Below are 15,347 nucleotides of genomic sequence, written 5' to 3' on the forward strand. Positions count from 1 at the left end.
GAAAATTCTTAAACCAATATTCCGATGCCCTGGAGATCATTGCCGGATTGATTCATCGACAAAGGCTGCTCCGTTTCTGACCATCCCTGTGATATTGCACACAGACGTCGCGCATGCAGAATGCCAGCGCTATTTCACGTCCTGTATTGCGCAATATCCAGAATGCGTTTCGGCAGCCCATTTCAGGGGAAGTAAAAATGGCAATGAGGATATACAGGCGACGATTCACTATCAGGCCGGCAAGCAGGCCGCTGCGCCTGCTCGCCCTGGCGTTGCTCTTGCAAGGCTGTATCGCCACGGCCCATGCATGGACCGTCGTGGTGGACAGCGCCGCCGACGCAAGCGGCCCGTGCGCCAGCACCGGCCTGGGACCCTGCTCCCTGCGCGACGCCATCACCTACGCCAACGCCAACCGCAACAAAGGGGGCGACAACCGCATCGAGTTCAGCATCGGTGCGGGGGGAGAGCAGACCATCGTCACCCAAAGCAACTGGAATGGCAGCCTCATGCAGCCCATTGCACCCGCCACATCGCTCACGGTGGACGCCAGCACGCAACCCGGCTATGAGGACCACTTGCCACGCCGCCCCCTGATCACGCTGCAGGCAGGCAGCTCCGAGTTCGGTACAGGGCTCGAGCTGGCAGGCGCCATCACGGTGCGGGGTCTGGCGATAGGCGGCTTCAACACGGCCCTGGCGGTGACAGGCGACGGCAACACCGTGCTGGGCTGCCATATAGGCGTTGACGCATCGGGAACGGTCGCCATGGGCAATCGCAGCAACATTATTGTCAACTCCGGCAACCGCAACCGCATCGGTAATCTGGATATTGGCGGACGAAATGTCATTTCCGCGGCGGAAAATTCCGGAATATGGCTTTCCTGGCCGGGCGTCGGTACAGAAAACATCATTCAGGGAAATTACATAGGCACCGATATCACCGGCAATGTGGCCCTGGGAAACCAGGGAAACGGCATCAGCGTGGCATCCGGATTTACCGGCACGCTGATCGACAGCAACCTCGTCTCCGGCAATGTCAGGGAAACCGGTGGTTCATCCGGAATTTCCATTTCCGGCTCGCACACGCTGGTGACCCGCAACCGTGTCGGGACCAATGCAGCCGGCACGGCCATGATTGCCAACAATGGGCCAGGCATTGCCGTATTCTTTTCGCCGGAAGGCGGACATCGCATTGGAACAGGCCCTGAAGACGGCAACCTGGTTGCCGGAAACAAGGAAACGGCCATTGAATTGAATGGAAACTACGCCGCACGCAACTCGAATACCCTGATTGCCGGGAATATCGTGGGAACCAGCCTGGATGCCAGCACCATGCTGCCCAATCAATGGGGCATCGTCATCAAGGATTCGGACGAGGTGACCGTGCGCGGAAACATCGTCGGTGGCAGCAAGGCGTCCGGCATACAGTTCCAGGGCGCCGGCAAGAACAACCTCGTGCAGGGCAACTACGTGGGCGTCAGTCCCCAGGGAACCGCCCTGCCCAATGGGGAAGGCGTTTCCTTTTTCCAGAAGGCCCATGACACCCTGGTCGGCGGTGACGACGCGGCACATGCCAACGTGATTGCGCACAACAGGCTGTTCGGCGTGGGATTGCGGGGGGACGAAGTCAAGGGCGTCTCCATGCTCGGCAATGCCATCTACGGCAATACCGAGGGAGGCATCGCACGAACCAGCCTGGCCAACGGAGATCCTGCCGATCCGGTGCTGCTCACGGTGACGCCCGACGGCCTGTCCGGCACGCTGGACAGCGTCGCCAACGAGAGCATGCGCATCGAGTATTTCTCGACGCCCAGGCTGCCCGACGGGCTGGTGGAGCGCGCCGCCGGCAAGGTTCTGCTGGGCTCGCAGACCGTGACCACCGATGCCTCCGGCCATGCGCCCTTGGCGTTCAAGGGCGCCATGCCCCCGGGCGACCAGGCCGCTGTCACGGCGACCGCCACCCGGATTTCCACCGGCGACACCTCGCGCTTTTCCAACGCAATGGCGGCCAACGCCGCCCCCGTGGCGCTGCCGCAAGCCGTCACGACGCCGCAGGATACGGCGCTGTCCATCACCCTCGCTGGCACGGACTTCGAGTCGGACCCGCTGCGCTTCGAGATCACCGCCGGCCCCGCCCATGGCGGCATCAGCGGCTTCGATCCCCAGACGGGCACGCTGGTCTATACACCGGCGGCCGGCTACTCCGGGCCCGATACCTTCGCCTTCACGGTATCCGACGGGCACCAGAGCGCTGCCGCACCGGCAGCCGTGTCCATTGAGGTGGTCGCTGCCGATCCTCCCGACCCGGGCCCGGGCACCGATCCCGATCCCGACCCCGGTCCGGGCACGGACCCAGGGCCCGGCCCCGGAAATGTCCAGGCCGTTCCCGGCCTGGGCAAGGGCGGCATGCTGGCGCTGCTGTGCGGCATGGCCTATCTGGCCAGCCGCAGGATGAGGAAAAGGCAGGCCTGAGCCTGCAGCGGGCGCAGAGGTCCCCGCGAAATCGTCAGGCCGGCAGCCAGCGCAGCCAGCTCGGCCGCCAGGTCAGCGTGAAGGCAATGGCCAGGGCGGCGGCGGCCAGCGTCATGATCCAGACCAGGGAGGCCATGGAGGCATGGTCCACCGCCAGGCACAGGCCCAGCGAGGCGGCCAGCCCCGAAGCGCCCAACCAGCGCAGCAGCCTGACCTTGCCATCGGGCTGGGGCATGTCGCCGTGCACCTGCTCCCAGTGCACGTCCTTGGCCAGCGCAAACCAGCCCATGCCGACCAGCGAGGCGGCAAAGGCGGCGGCCAGCAGCAGTGCGTCCATCAGTCCCTCAGACATGGGCCACCTCCGCGGCGCGCGAGGGCATGGCGGGCACGGCGCGCGTCTTGAGCTTGCGCGCCACCACCACGGCCAGCACGGCGCTGGCCAGCATGAACAGGTCCACGCCAGCCACGGGCCAGTAGCCCGCGCCCAGGGTCTTGAACAGGTGGTCGCCCGTGGTCAGCCAGTTCAGCAGCACGGCCGTGACGGCCATGGCGGCCACGGCCCAGCACTGCTCGCGCCAAGCGGGATTGGGCAGGCCCCGGGCCACGGGGGCGCTGCGCACAAAGGCATGCGCCATGGCCAGCAGCCAGGTGGCCCAGAAGAAATAGCGCTCCATGTCGCCCCGGCCCGGCCAGCCCTGGGGCATGGCCTCGGGCAGCAGGCGGTTGGAAATCAGCATGCCCAGGGCGGCCACCAGCATGCCGGTGACGGTGGTGACGGCCAGGGCATCGACCACGCGCGCGCCCTGCACGCCCTGTTTGGCGTGCTGCTTCTTGCGCTTTTCCACGAAGAAGACAAAGCCGGTGGCAATGCAGGCGCAGCCGGCCAGGCCACCGAGCACGTACAGCCAGCGCAGCAGCCAGTGGCGGAAGTGCTGCAGGTGCAGGCCGGTGAGGAAGGTGTTGAGGCTGTCCACGGCCGTGCGCGGCGGGTCTTCGCGCAGCAGCGCGCCGGTGCTGGCCTTGAAGTGGATGCCCTCGCCCGTGAGCGCGATGCGGTCGGTGCCGGCGCGGTAGACGCTGACGTAGCCATTGGCATCGCCCACATGGGTGACGGACAGGAAGCCCACGTCGCCGGCCATGCCCTTGGCGGCCCAGCGGCGCTGCGCCTCGGCCACCATGGCGTCCACCGAGGCCACGGGCGCGGCCACGCCGGCGCGGTCGTGCGGCAGGCCGGTTTCCTCGGCCTCCATTTTTTCGTGCAGCTCGTGCAGCGGCTCCAGCTGGGTGTGGGTGATGGGGAAGTAGATGCCCGCAAAGATCACCAGCCCCGTGAAGGCGAAGAAGAAGTGGAAGGGCAGCGCCACCACGCCCGTCATGTTGTGCAGGTCCAGCACGCTGCGCTGGGTGGCCTTCTTCGGACGGAAGGTGAACAGCTCGCGGAAGATCTTGCGGTGCATGACCACGCCGCTGACCAGGGCCACCAGCATGATGAGTGCGGCAAAGCCCACGATCCAGTAGCCAAGGCCCATCCAGTTGAGCGTCAGGCTGTAGTGCAGCGGGTAGAAGAACTGGCTGCCGATCTTGAGGTGGTCGTCCGGCAGGGACTCGCCATTGCGCGGGTCGATGGTGCGCATGGCCCAAATCAGGGTCTCGGGCTTCTTGGCGTTGGCCACCTCGTAGCCGGCGAACAGGCCCAGCACCGGGTCGCGGTGCGTGGTGTAGGCGCCCCAGCGCTGGGGCGTGTCGAAGCGCTCGGGCAGCGGGCCGTTGACCTCGCCGCGCATGGCCTCGCGCGCCTGGGCGTTGGGCTGCATGGACTCGAAGACCGGCTTGAGGATCTGGTCGTACGAGGGCATGGGCGTGGGCTCGAAGCGCGAGGCCGGAATGGCCCAGCGGTCGATCTCGCGGTCGAACACCGACAGCGCGCCAAAGAAGAAGGCGGCCATGAGCACGAAGCCGAGCACCAGCCCGAACCAGGTGTGCAGCCAGGCCATGGAAAGGCGGAAATTCTGGAACATGGGAAGCGATCTCCGGATCAGGGCAGCAGCATCTGCTGGAGCAGTGATGCGCAGCCGGTCATGACAATGCCGCCACCGGCCAGCACGGCCCAGACGCGCGGGAGGCTCTGGGCGGCAAAGGCCCAGAGGAACACCGTCAGAAACACCAGGAAGCCGAGGATGTAGCCCAGATGCTCGGCATCGTGGAACTCCATTCCGGCGGCAAACATCAGCACCACGCCCAGGGCGATGAAGCCCCAGGTGAAGGCATAGCCGCCGAAGATGGCAGCTGCAATGCGAACCAAAATAGTTTTCATTTACACAGAAAAATACAGTTGTGCACCAAGTTCTCGGGGCGCATTATCCCCGAGGGTTGTTAAAACCTGTAATCGGCTGTGGTCTGTGGCGCCTGTCTTCTCTGCGTGGCGTCTCTAGGCAGCCTGGCCCGCCGCCTGCGCCTTGGCCTGCGGCGCAGAAGGCTTGAGCGTGGGCGGCGCGAACTGGAAGGTGTGGGCGCTGGCGCCCGGCCAGTAGAGCTTGAACACGCTGTGCTGCTTGTCCAGCGGCCCCAGCAGCGCGCCGGGCTCCACGCGCAGGACCAGGTTGGCGAGCTGGCGCACCTCGGTGTCGGAGATGCGCCGCACGATGTGGTGGGCCGTGATGTCGCAGGGGTGCTCCAGGCCCGCCGCCTGCACCAGCTCCTGCAGCGCATGCAGGGTCTTGTCATGGAAGTTGGCCACGCGCGTGGCCTTGTCGGGCACGACCAGGGCCTTCTGGCGCGCCGCGTCCTGCGTGGCCACGCCCGTGGGGCAGTGGCCGGTGTGGCAGTTCTGCGCCTGGATGCAGCCCAGGGCCATCATGAAGCCGCGCCCGGCGTTGCACCAGTCGGCGCCCAGCGCCATCATGCGCGCGATGTCGAAGGCCGTGATCACCTTGCCGGCCGCGCCGATCTTGATGCGGTGGCGCAGGCCCACGCCGATCAGCGTGTTGTGCACCAGCAGCAGGCCTTCCTGCAGCGGCACGCCCACGTGGTCGGTGAACTCCACCGGCGCCGCGCCCGTGCCGCCCTCGGCGCCATCGACCACGATGAAGTCCGGCGTGATGTCCGTCTCCTGCATGGCCTTGACGATGGCGAACCACTCCCAGGGATGGCCCACGCAGAACTTGAAGCCCGTGGGCTTGCCGCCCGACTTCTCGCGCAGCCGGGCGATGAAATGCATCATCTCCACCGGTGTCTTGAAGGCGCTGTGGCTGGACGGGCTGATGCAGTCCACGCCCACTGGCACGCCGCGCGCGGCGGCGATCTCTGGGGTGACCTTGGCGCCCAGCAGCATGCCGCCGTGGCCGGGCTTGGCGCCCTGGCTGAGCTTGATCTCGATGAGCTTGACCTGCGGGTCGGTGGCGTTGGCGATGAATTTTTCTTCGTTGAAGCTGCCATCGTCGTTGCGGCAGCCGAAGTAGCCCGAGGCCACCTCCCAGATCAGGTCGCCGCCGTGCACGCGGTGGTGCTGGCTGATGGAGCCCTCGCCCGTGTCGTGCGCAAAGCCGCCCATCTTCGCGCCCTTGTTCAGCGCCAGGATGGCATTGGCCGACAGCGCGCCAAAGCTCATGGCCGAGATGTTGAAGATGCTGGCGCTGTAGGGCTGGGTGCAGGGCGAGGCGCCTTCATCGGCACAGCCGATGGTGATGCGGAAGTCATGCGAGGCCAGCCTGGTGGGCTGCATGGAATGGTTCACCCATTCATAGCCCTGGGCCGTGACATTGAGCTGCGTGCCCAAGGGGCGGCTGTCCGGGTCGCCCTTGGCGCGCTGGTAGACCAGGGAGCGCTGGGCGCGCGAGAACGGCAGCGCCTCATGGTCGGACTCGATGAAGTACTGGCGCATCTCGGGCCGGATGAACTCCAGCAGAAACCGCAGGTGACCGATGATGGGGTAGTTGCGCAGCACCGAATGGCGCACCTGGGTCATGTCGCGCACGCCCAGCAGCGCCAGCGCGGCGCACACGCCAAAGCCCAGCCACCACCACATCCCTCCCCACACCAGCGCCGCCACCAGCAGACCCGCGCTGCCGACCAGGCTCAGGCAGAACGTGGTGTAGCGCAGCGGCACCCATGCGGGCAGGCGATGAACCGGGGAGGCAGACGTTGACATGGCGTGGGTCCTTGGGGCGTGTTGACGATCTTGTGCATGCCGCGCCGTCGAGGGCGCGCTGTGCACAAGGGTAACCCACGATCCGCGTCAGCCCTGGCGCGGCCGGGCGCCGGCGCCCGTTGCCTGCGCGGCCGCAGGCAGCACGAACCGGAAGCTCGCCCCCTGCCCCGGCTGGTCCACCAGTTCGATGCGGCAGCCGTGCAGCTCCAGCATGCGGTGGACGATGCGCAGGCCCAGACCGCCGCCGCGGCGGGCGCCGCCCACGGTGAAGGGGCGCTCGAACAGGCCTTCGCGCAGATCGGCCGAGATGCCGGGGCCGGTGTCGGCCACGGTGACTTCGACCGCGTTGCCCGCTGCCGCCAGCGCCACCTGGATGCTGCCGCCGCCGGGCGTGTGGCGCAGCGCGTTGTCCAGCAGGTTGCCCAGCACGCGCTCGATCATGCCCAGGTCGGCCTGGACGACAGGCAGGCGGGGCGGGAAGTCGGCCCGCAGCGCCACCTGGCGCGCCTCGGCACGCAGCTCGAATTTCTGGAACACGTCCTGCACCAGGTCGGGCATGGAAAACGGCTCCGGCTCAGGCTGGACAAAGCCGTATTCCAGGCGCGCCAGCTCGAACAGGCTTTGCGCCAGCTCGCCCACCTTCTGGCTCTGGGCCAGGGCAATGCCCAGGTAGCGGCGGCGTTCGGTGGCGTCGAGCACGGCGTCCTTGAGCAGCAGCGTTTCCAGGTAGCCGTGCAGCGACGACAGCGGCGTGCGCAGGTCGTGCGAGACGTTGGCGATGAGTTCGCGCCGCTCCTGGTCCTGGCGCGTGAGCGCCCGCCACTGCTCGCCGATGCGCGCCACCATGCGGCGGTAGGCCGAGTCCAGCACGGCGATCTCGTCACGGCTGTCCTGTGCGGCTCCGGGCTGGGGGGCCGGCAGGTCCGGGGGCGCGCCATGGATGTCGAAGCCGGCCACCTCTTCGGTGAGCCGGCGCAGCGGCCGCGTGATCAGCGCAAAGGCCACCAGGCCCGCCACCAGGCACAGCAGCGCCACCATGCCGATGGACCACAGCGCCGTGCTGAGCACCGAGTTGGCCGAGCCCTGCGCCACCAGCTGGTCATGCGCCTCGCCCTGCAGCACCACGTAGATGAAGCCCACGTCCTTTCCGTTGACGCGCAGCGGCGCCGCGCTGAAGACCTTGCGGCCTTCGACGCTGCGCGGGTCGTCGCCCAGGATGGGCAGCGTGCCGCCTTCCAGCAGCCGGTGCACGGGCGCCAGGTCCACGCGCTCGCGGCGCACGCGGCCGTCGGGGGCGGCATGGCCGGCAATGCGGCCGTCGGCATCCAGCAGGTAGACCTCCACGCTGGGGTTGACCAGCATGAGCTGGTTGAAGAAGCTGCGCACGGCGCCGGGCATGAGGCCGTTGGCGTCGGTCAGCTGGGCGTCGCGCGCAATGCTTTCGGCCACGTCGCGCGACAGGCCCTGCACCACTTCCAGCTCGTGCATGCGGCTGGCGCGCAGCTGCATCCAGGCCGAGGTGCCGCTGCACACCAGCAGCAGCACGGCAAAGACCAGGGACAGGCGCTGGGTCAGTGTCAGGCGCAGCTTCATGTCAGGCGCCCTCCCCCGCCTCGGCGAACTTGTAGCCGCGCCCCCAGACGGTGAGGATGCGCGCGGGCTGGGCCGGGTCGGCCTCGATCTTGGCGCGCAGGCGGTTGATGTGGGTGTTGACGGTGTGCTCGTAGCCTTCGTGCTGGTAGCCCCAGACGGCGTTGAGCAGGTCCATGCGCGAGAACACCTTGCCGGGCTGGCGCGCAAAGAAGTACAGCAGGTCGAACTCGCGCGGGGTCAGGTCCAGCCGGGCACCATGAAGCCGGGCATCGCGCGCCACGGGGTCCATGGCCAGGCCGGCGATGGTCAGGCTGCCGGACTCCAGCCGGGCATTCTGGGCCAGCGCCTCCACGCGGCGCAGCAGCGCCTTGACGCGCGCCACCAGTTCCAGCACGGAAAACGGCTTGGCCAGGTAGTCGTCGGCGCCGATCTCCAGGCCCAGGATGCGCTGCACCTCGCTGGAGCGCGCGCTGATGATGATGATGGGCGTGTAGCGCGCCATGGCGCGGGCGCGGCGGCAGATCTCCAGGCCGTCCACGCCGGGGAGCATGATGTCCAGCACCAGCGCGTCCCAGCCGCCGCGCTCCAGTTGGCGCAGGCCGTCGTCGCCACGCGCGCAGTGCATGACTTCCAGGCCTTCGTCGCGCAGGTGCAGCGTGAGCAGGTCGGCGATATGGGCGTCGTCCTCGACGAGAAGTACGCGGCGCGTGGCGGTCATCGGATGCGGTTTCCTGGAAGTGGCGGGAGTGGCTGCCATTGTGCGCAATACCGGGGCCGGGAGTTATCACGAATCTTTGAACTCTGCGTGAAGACTTCGGGAGGCCGCCGCCCTAACCTGACTGGCATCGCATCGTTTTCAGACGCAAAGAACCTTCAGGAGCACACCATGACCACCAGACGCCATCTTCTGTGGACTGCAGGCGCCGGCACCACCGCCGTGCTGGCGGCCAGCCTGTTCCCGCGCCGCGCACCGGCCGCCGCCTCCAGCGAAATCTTCGAGGTGAGCTACAGCGACGCCGAGTGGCGTGCCCGGCTCACGCCCGAGCAGTACCAGATCCTGCGCAAGGAAGGCACGGAGCGCGCCGGCACCAGCCCCCTGAACAAGGAGCACCGCGCCGGCACCTTTGCCTGCGCAGGCTGCGCGCTGCCGCTGTTCTCGTCCAAGACCAAGTTCGACAGCGGCACCGGCTGGCCCAGCTTCTGGCAGCCGCTGGACAAGGCCGTGGCCACGCGCCAGGACCGCGCCTACGGCATGCTGCGCACCGAGGTGCATTGCCGCCGCTGCGGCGGCCACCTGGGCCATGTCTTCGACGACGGCCCCAAGCCCACGGGCCTGCGCTACTGCATGAACGGGCTGTCGCTGACGTTCACGCCCCAGCCTGCCTGACCCCGGGAGCCACGCCATGCTGCTGATCGTCCTGGCCTATCTGGGCGGGGTGCTGACCATCGTCAGCCCCTGCATCCTGCCGGTGCTGCCCTTCGTCTTTGCGCGCGCCGACCAGCCCTTCGCCAAAAGCGGCCTGCCGCTGCTGGCGGGCATGGCGCTGACCTTCGCGCTGGTGGCCTCGCTGGCCGCCGTGGGCGGCGGCTGGGTGGTGGCCGCCAATGAATACGGCCGCTGGCTGGCCCTGGGCCTGGTCGCCGTGTTTGCGCTGACCCTGCTGTGGCCCGGCCTGTCCGAGCGGCTGACGCGGCCGCTGGTGGCGGCGGGCTCGCGCCTGTCCGAGCGTGCCCAGGGCACGGACGGCGGCGCCCGCCCCGGCGCCTCGCTGCTGCTGGGCGTGGCCACGGGCCTGCTGTGGGCGCCCTGCGCCGGCCCCATCCTGGGCCTGATCCTCACGGGCGCCGCACTGCAGGGCGCCAACACCACCTCCAGCCTGCTGCTGCTGGCCTATGCGGCCGGTGCGGCCACCTCCATGGCGGCGGCCCTGCTGCTGGGCGGCAAGGTGTTTGCGGCGCTCAAGCGCATGCTGGGCGCGGGCGAATGGGTGCGGCGCGGGCTGGGCGCAGCCATGCTGGCCGGCGTGGGCGCGATTGCGCTGGGGCTGGACACGGGCGTGCTGGCGCAAGTGTCCACGGCCTCCACCGGCGGCCTGGAGCAAAGGCTGGTGGACCGCCTGAGCGGCAGGCCCCAGGGTGGCGCCATGGCCATGCAGGCCGGTCCCGCCATGATGGCCGCCGTGGACAGGGGCTCAGGTGCTGGCCCGGCCATGATGGCCGCAGGCGGCGCCATGCGCATGGCCGGCGGCCCGTCCCGCGCCGCCCTGCCGGACGAAGGGCTGGCCCCTGCGCTGGACGGTGCCACCGACTGGCTCAACTCCACCCCGCTGACGGCCGAACAACTGCGCGGCAAGGTGGTGCTGGTGGATTTCTGGACCTATTCCTGCATCAACTGCCTGCGCACCCTGCCCTATGTGAAGGCCTGGGCCGAGAAGTACCGCGACCAGGGCCTGGTGGTGGTGGGCGTGCATGCGCCGGAGTTCGCCTTCGAGCGCAAGCTGTCCAACGTGGAAAAGGCCATCAAGGACCTGGGCATCGGCTACCCCGTGGCCGTGGACAACGGCTACAAGATCTGGCGCGCCTTCAACAACCAGTACTGGCCGGCGCACTACTTCATTGATGCCCAGGGCCGCATCCGGCACCACCACTTTGGCGAAGGCGGCTATGCCGAGTCCGAGCGCGTGATCCAGCAACTGCTGCAGGAAGCCGGATCGAAGCAGGTGGACCAGGGCCTGATCGACGTGCAGGCCAAGGGCGTGCAGCAGGCAGCCGACATGGCAGCCGTGCGCTCGCACGAGACCTATCTGGGCTATGAGCGCGCCGAGCAATTTGCCGCCACGCCTGCCGCCGTGCACAACCAGGCCACCGCCTATGTCACGCCCGAGCGCCTGCCGCTGAACGCCTGGGGCCTGAGCGGCCAATGGACGGTGGGCCCGGAAAGCGCCACGCTGGACGGCGCCACCGGCCGCATCACCTACCGCTTCCAGGCACGCGACCTGCACCTGGTGCTGGGCCCCGGCAGCGATGGCAAGCCCGTGCGCTTCAAGGTGCTGATCGACGGCAAGGCGCCCGGCGCCTCGCGCGGTATGGACGTGGCCGCCGACGGCAGCGGCAGCGTGACCGAGCAGCGCCTGTACCAACTGGTGCGCCAGGACGGCGGCGCAGCCGAGCGCACCTTCAGCATCGAATTCCTGGATCCCGGCATCTCCGCCTATGCCTTCACCTTTGGCTGATCCCTGGCCACTTCACTTTCACCGGAGAGACACCATGACCAACGATTCCACCCTCGCCACCGCACCCCGCCGCCGCGGCCTTCTCCAACTGCTGACCGGCAGCGCCGTGCTGCTGGGCGGCGCCCTGCTGTGGCAGGGCAGCAACCTGCAGGCGGCCGAGCAGGCCGTGCGCATTCCACCACCCGCGCAGGATGCGCCCGCCACGGGCCAGGGGCCGCAGAAAGCCATCTTTGCGGGCGGCTGCTTCTGGGGCGTGCAAGGCGTGTTCCAGCATGTCAAGGGCGTGCAGCGCGCCGTCTCGGGCTACAGCGGCGGCACGGCGGCCCAGGCCTCGTATTCGGCGGTGAGCAGCGGACGCACCGGGCATGCGGAGTCGGTCGAGGTCACCTATGACCCGGCCCAGGTCAGCTACGGGCAGCTGCTGCAGATCTACTTTTCCGTGGCCCATGACCCGACCCAGCTCAACCGCCAGGGGCCGGACACGGGCACGCAGTACCGCTCGGCCATCTTCGCCACCGACGCCGCCCAGCTCAAGACCGCCCAGGCCTACGTGGCCCAGCTGGACGCGGCCAAGGTCTTCGGCAAGCCCATCGTGACCCGGCTGGAGGACAAGCCCAGCTTCTTCCCGGCCGAGAACTACCACCAGGACTTCATGACCGAGAACCCGCGCCATCCCTACATCGTCATCAACGACTTGCCCAAGGTGGAGCAGCTCAAGCAGCTGTTCCCGGGCAGCTACCGCGCCGAGCCGGTGCTGGTCAAGCAGGCCGCCCGGCAGATGTAGCGTCTGCGCAGCGCGGGTGCGGTACAGGTGCGGTATAGGCGCCTGCAGGCGTCGGCAGCGGCTGCCGTATGAGACATTTGCGGCATGCCTCCCAGTTCGCTTGATGCACCCGCTGCACCCCTCCCGCCCACCCGCGCCGAAGCCCTGCGCTACTGGCTGAAGCTGGGCTGCATCAGCTTTGGCGGGCCGGCCGGGCAGATCGCCATCATGCATGAGGACCTGGTGGAGCGGCGGCGCTGGATCTCGGAGGGGCGCTTCCTGCATGCGCTCAACTACTGCATGCTGCTGCCCGGCCCCGAGGCGCAGCAGCTGGCCACCTACATCGGCTGGCTGCTGCACCGCACCTGGGGCGGCATCGTGGCCGGCGGGCTGTTCGTGCTGCCTTCGCTGCTGCTGCTCATCGCCCTGTCCTGGATCTATGTGGCCTTCGGCCATGTGCCGGCCATTGCCGGCATCTTCTATGGCATCAAGCCGGCCGTGACGGCACTGGTGGTGCATGCGGCCTGGCGCGTGGGCTCGCGCACCTTGCGCAACGGCTGGCTGTGGGGCATTGCCGCGGCGGCCTTCGTGGCCATCTTCGCGTTGAAGCTGCCGTTTCCGCTGATCGTGCTGGCGGCCGGCGCACTGGGCTACCTGGGGGGCAGGCTGACGCCGCGCCACTTCTCCCCTGCGGGCGGGCACGGCCCGCGCGGCGGCAGCCACGGCCCGGCCGTCATCGACGATGACACGCCCACACCGGCCCATGCACGGTTCAACTGGCGCTTTTTCAGCCAGGTGCTGGCGGCCAGCCTGGGGCTGTGGGCGCTGTCGCTGGGCCTGCTGGCCGCCGCCTTCGGCTGGCAGGGCGCGCTCACCCAGATGGGCTGGTTCTTCACCAAGGCGGCGCTGCTGACCTTTGGCGGCGCCTACGCCGTGCTGCCCTACCTCTAGCAGGGCGCGGTGGACCACTACCACTGGCTCACGGCCACGCAGATGATGGACGGGCTGGCCCTGGGCGAGACCACGCCGGGGCCGCTGATCATGGTGGTGTCCTTCGTGGGCTTCCTGGGCGGCTGGAGCACGCAGGTGTTCGGCCCCGATGCGCTGCTGCCGGCCGGCGCCGCCGCCGCCCTGGTCGTGACCTTTTTCACCTTTTTGCCGTCCTTTGCCTTCATCCTGCTGGGCGGCCCCTTCATCGAGTCCACCCATGGCAGGCTGGGCTTCACCGCGCCGCTGACGGGCATCACGGCCGCCGTGGTGGGCGTCATCGCCAACCTGGCCGTGTTCTTTGCCTGGCACGTGCTGTGGCCCCAGGGCTGGGCGGGTCCCTTCGACTGGCCGTCCGCACTGCTGGGCCTGGCTGCGGCGGCCGCGCTGCTGCGCTGGAAGGTGGGCGTGATCCCCGTGGTGGTCGGCGCGGGGCTGGCCGGCCTGGCGATCACGCTGGCACGTCAGGGTGGGTAGGAAAGGCTGCGGCATGGTTTCGACCACGGATGGGCATTTCAGCTGGCTGCGCTGCCGCACCGCAGGCGTGGAGGCCGTGGCCGCAGACACGGCGAGGCACTTTGGGCGGCACGCCCACGAGCAGTACGGGATCGGCCTGATCGAGCGCGGCGCGCAGAAGTCCGCCAGCGGGCGAGGTCTGTACGAGGCCGGGGCTGGCGACCTCATCATGGTCAACCCCGGCGAGTTGCATGACGGCATGCCCCTGGGCGATGGCGGTCGCGCCTGGCGCATGCTTTACCTGGAACCATCGGTCGTGGCCGGGCTGCTCATGGCGGACATGGATGGCGCAGGGCCAGCGACCGGCTTCGAGTTCCGCCAGCCCGCCGTGCGCGACCCGCGCCTGGCCGCGTGTTTTCAGGCTCTGTACCGCAGGATGACCGGCAGCGGCGAGGCAACGGACGCCCTGGACCTGGACGAAGCCCTGCTGCAACTGCTGGGCGGCATGCTGCAGCGCCCTACCCCGGCGCCCCGCGCACCGGCCCCCATCACACTGGCCCGCGCCCGGATGGACGACGATCCCGGTGCGCCGCTGACCCTGAGCGCCCTGGCCCACGAGGCGGGCCTGAGCCGCTACCAGTTCCTGCGTGCCTTTGCGCGCGCCACGGGAATGACGCCCCATGCCTATCTGCTGCAGCGGCGCCTGCACCAGGCGCGCAGGCTCATCGCCGGCGGCATGCCGCTGGCCGAGGCCGCCGCGCACAGCGGCTTTGCCGACCAGAGCCATATGACGCGCCTGTTCGTGCGCAGCTTCGGCATGGCGCCCGGCTTCTACGCCAGGGCAGCCAAGGCCTGCGCTGCGTGACGCGCTGCAATTTCCTTCAAGACCACGCAAACCGGCCTGGCGAGGATGGAGATCACATCCCCTCTCCACTCACAAGGCCTGATCTTGCAGTTCTCCTACTCACCCTCCATCCCCCGCGACTTTCCTGAACTGGCCTCGCAGACCTTGCTGCTGCGCGGCCTGTCACCCGAAGTGCCCGCACACGCCGTGATCGCCCCCTTCATGGCACAGGCCAGGCAGAACCTGGCCTGCACCCCGGAAAGCGAGATGCCATCCATTCAGGCCTGGCGGCGCGGCTTTGCCAGGATGGGCCTCAAGCCCACGCAATACCGCTGCGCCGCCGAGGCCCTGCTGCGCCGCCTGCGCAAGGAGGGTGATCTTCCCGGCCTGCATCCGCTGGTGGACCTGTGCAATGCGGCCTCGGTGGCCTTTGCCATTCCCGTGGCCGTCTTCGACCTGGACCGCATCAGCGGCTGCCTGCAGGTGCGCCCCGCAACCGGCAGCGAGGTCTACGAGACCTTCTCGGGCGAGATCGAATATCCCGAGCCCGGCGAAATCATCTTCGCCGACACCGCTGGCCGCGCCCACGCCCGGCGCTGGTGCAACCGCCAAAGCGGCCACTCGGCAGTGCGCGAATCCACAGTCAACGCGCTGATCGTGACCGAAGCGCTGCACGCCACGGGCAAGGCGGATACGCGGCAGCTGGTGGAAGCATTGCAATCGGCGGCCGGGCGGCTGTGGCCCGAGGCCGTTTCACACCGAAGCAACCCCTCGCAGGCCGCCCTGGCCTGAGGCGACCGGGGCCGTTGGCGCCCCGGCGTGAAAGGGGCTAACACGCTGCGCGGACTTCCCG

General features: G+C 68.5%; 12 protein-coding genes and 1 pseudogene. 7 read left to right on the forward strand and 6 right to left on the reverse strand.

Annotation, left to right across the window (positions count from 1 at the left end; genetic code table 11):
• The first annotated feature begins 113 nt into the window (after window positions 1-113).
• Window positions 114-2,471 carry an Ig-like domain-containing protein gene (locus KDK82_RS13045; RefSeq protein WP_256974477.1) on the forward strand — a complete coding sequence of 786 codons (2,358 nt, stop codon included), beginning with the start codon at window positions 114-116 and terminating at the stop codon, window positions 2,469-2,471.
• A 34-nt stretch (window positions 2,472-2,505) separates the two neighbouring features.
• Here the strand turns inward: KDK82_RS13045 and KDK82_RS13050 are convergent, their stop codons facing one another.
• The 6 genes from KDK82_RS13050 to KDK82_RS13075 all read right to left on the reverse strand — a co-directional run bounded on the left by KDK82_RS13050 (window position 2,506) and on the right by KDK82_RS13075 (window position 8,929).
• Complete coding sequence (locus KDK82_RS13050; RefSeq protein ID WP_088165139.1) at window positions 2,506-2,823, reverse strand: DUF3325 domain-containing protein; 318 nt, start codon at window positions 2,821-2,823, stop codon at window positions 2,506-2,508.
• Window positions 2,816-4,489: a PepSY domain-containing protein gene (locus tag KDK82_RS13055; RefSeq protein ID WP_088165140.1), complete on the reverse strand. Its 1,674-nt coding sequence runs from the start codon at window positions 4,487-4,489 to the stop codon at window positions 2,816-2,818. The genes KDK82_RS13050 and KDK82_RS13055 overlap by 8 nt, the downstream gene beginning before the upstream one ends.
• A gap of 17 nt (window positions 4,490-4,506) precedes the next feature.
• Window positions 4,507-4,785 (reverse strand): hypothetical protein, encoded by a 279-nt coding sequence (locus KDK82_RS13060; protein WP_063326477.1) that lies wholly within the window; start codon window positions 4,783-4,785, stop codon window positions 4,507-4,509.
• 114 nt (window positions 4,786-4,899) lie between these two features.
• Window positions 4,900-6,618, reverse strand: a complete 1,719-nt coding sequence (locus KDK82_RS13065; RefSeq protein WP_088165141.1) for an FMN-binding glutamate synthase family protein — start codon at window positions 6,616-6,618, stop codon at window positions 4,900-4,902.
• An 87-nt stretch (window positions 6,619-6,705) separates the two neighbouring features.
• A complete protein-coding gene (locus KDK82_RS13070) occupies window positions 6,706-8,211 on the reverse strand; it encodes a HAMP domain-containing sensor histidine kinase (protein ID WP_034392305.1) in 1,506 nt (501 codons plus the stop codon).
• Window position 8,212: 1 nt separating this feature from the next.
• Window positions 8,213-8,929 (reverse strand): response regulator transcription factor, encoded by a 717-nt coding sequence (locus KDK82_RS13075; RefSeq protein WP_012204915.1) that lies wholly within the window; start codon window positions 8,927-8,929, stop codon window positions 8,213-8,215.
• Between the two features lie 168 nt (window positions 8,930-9,097).
• Between KDK82_RS13075 and msrB the strand changes: the two genes are divergently transcribed.
• The 6 genes and pseudogenes from msrB to KDK82_RS13105 all read left to right on the forward strand — a co-directional run bounded on the left by msrB (window position 9,098) and on the right by KDK82_RS13105 (window position 15,286).
• A complete protein-coding gene (gene msrB / locus KDK82_RS13080) occupies window positions 9,098-9,598 on the forward strand; it encodes a peptide-methionine (R)-S-oxide reductase MsrB (RefSeq protein ID WP_088165142.1) in 501 nt (166 codons plus the stop codon).
• Between the two features lie 16 nt (window positions 9,599-9,614).
• Complete coding sequence (locus KDK82_RS13085; protein WP_088165143.1) at window positions 9,615-11,444, forward strand: cytochrome c biogenesis protein DipZ; 1,830 nt, start codon at window positions 9,615-9,617, stop codon at window positions 11,442-11,444.
• A gap of 34 nt (window positions 11,445-11,478) precedes the next feature.
• Window positions 11,479-12,228, forward strand: coding sequence for a peptide-methionine (S)-S-oxide reductase MsrA (msrA, locus tag KDK82_RS13090; protein WP_034392299.1), 750 nt, complete (start codon window positions 11,479-11,481; stop codon window positions 12,226-12,228).
• 84 nt (window positions 12,229-12,312) lie between these two features.
• A pseudogene (gene chrA, locus KDK82_RS13095) lies at window positions 12,313-13,671 on the forward strand (chromate efflux transporter).
• A 13-nt stretch (window positions 13,672-13,684) separates the two neighbouring features.
• Window positions 13,685-14,515 (forward strand): AraC family transcriptional regulator, encoded by an 831-nt coding sequence (locus KDK82_RS13100; protein WP_088165144.1) that lies wholly within the window; start codon window positions 13,685-13,687, stop codon window positions 14,513-14,515.
• Window positions 14,516-14,599: 84 nt separating this feature from the next.
• The gene (locus tag KDK82_RS13105; RefSeq protein ID WP_088165519.1) at window positions 14,600-15,286 is read left to right on the forward strand and encodes a B3/4 domain-containing protein; all 687 of its coding nucleotides are present in this window, start codon (window positions 14,600-14,602) and stop codon (window positions 15,284-15,286) included.
• Window positions 15,287-15,347: the final 61 nt, after the last annotated feature.

The organism is Delftia sp. K82, assembly GCF_002193035.1.
Lineage (GTDB): Bacteria > Pseudomonadota > Gammaproteobacteria > Burkholderiales > Burkholderiaceae_C > Comamonas > Comamonas acidovorans.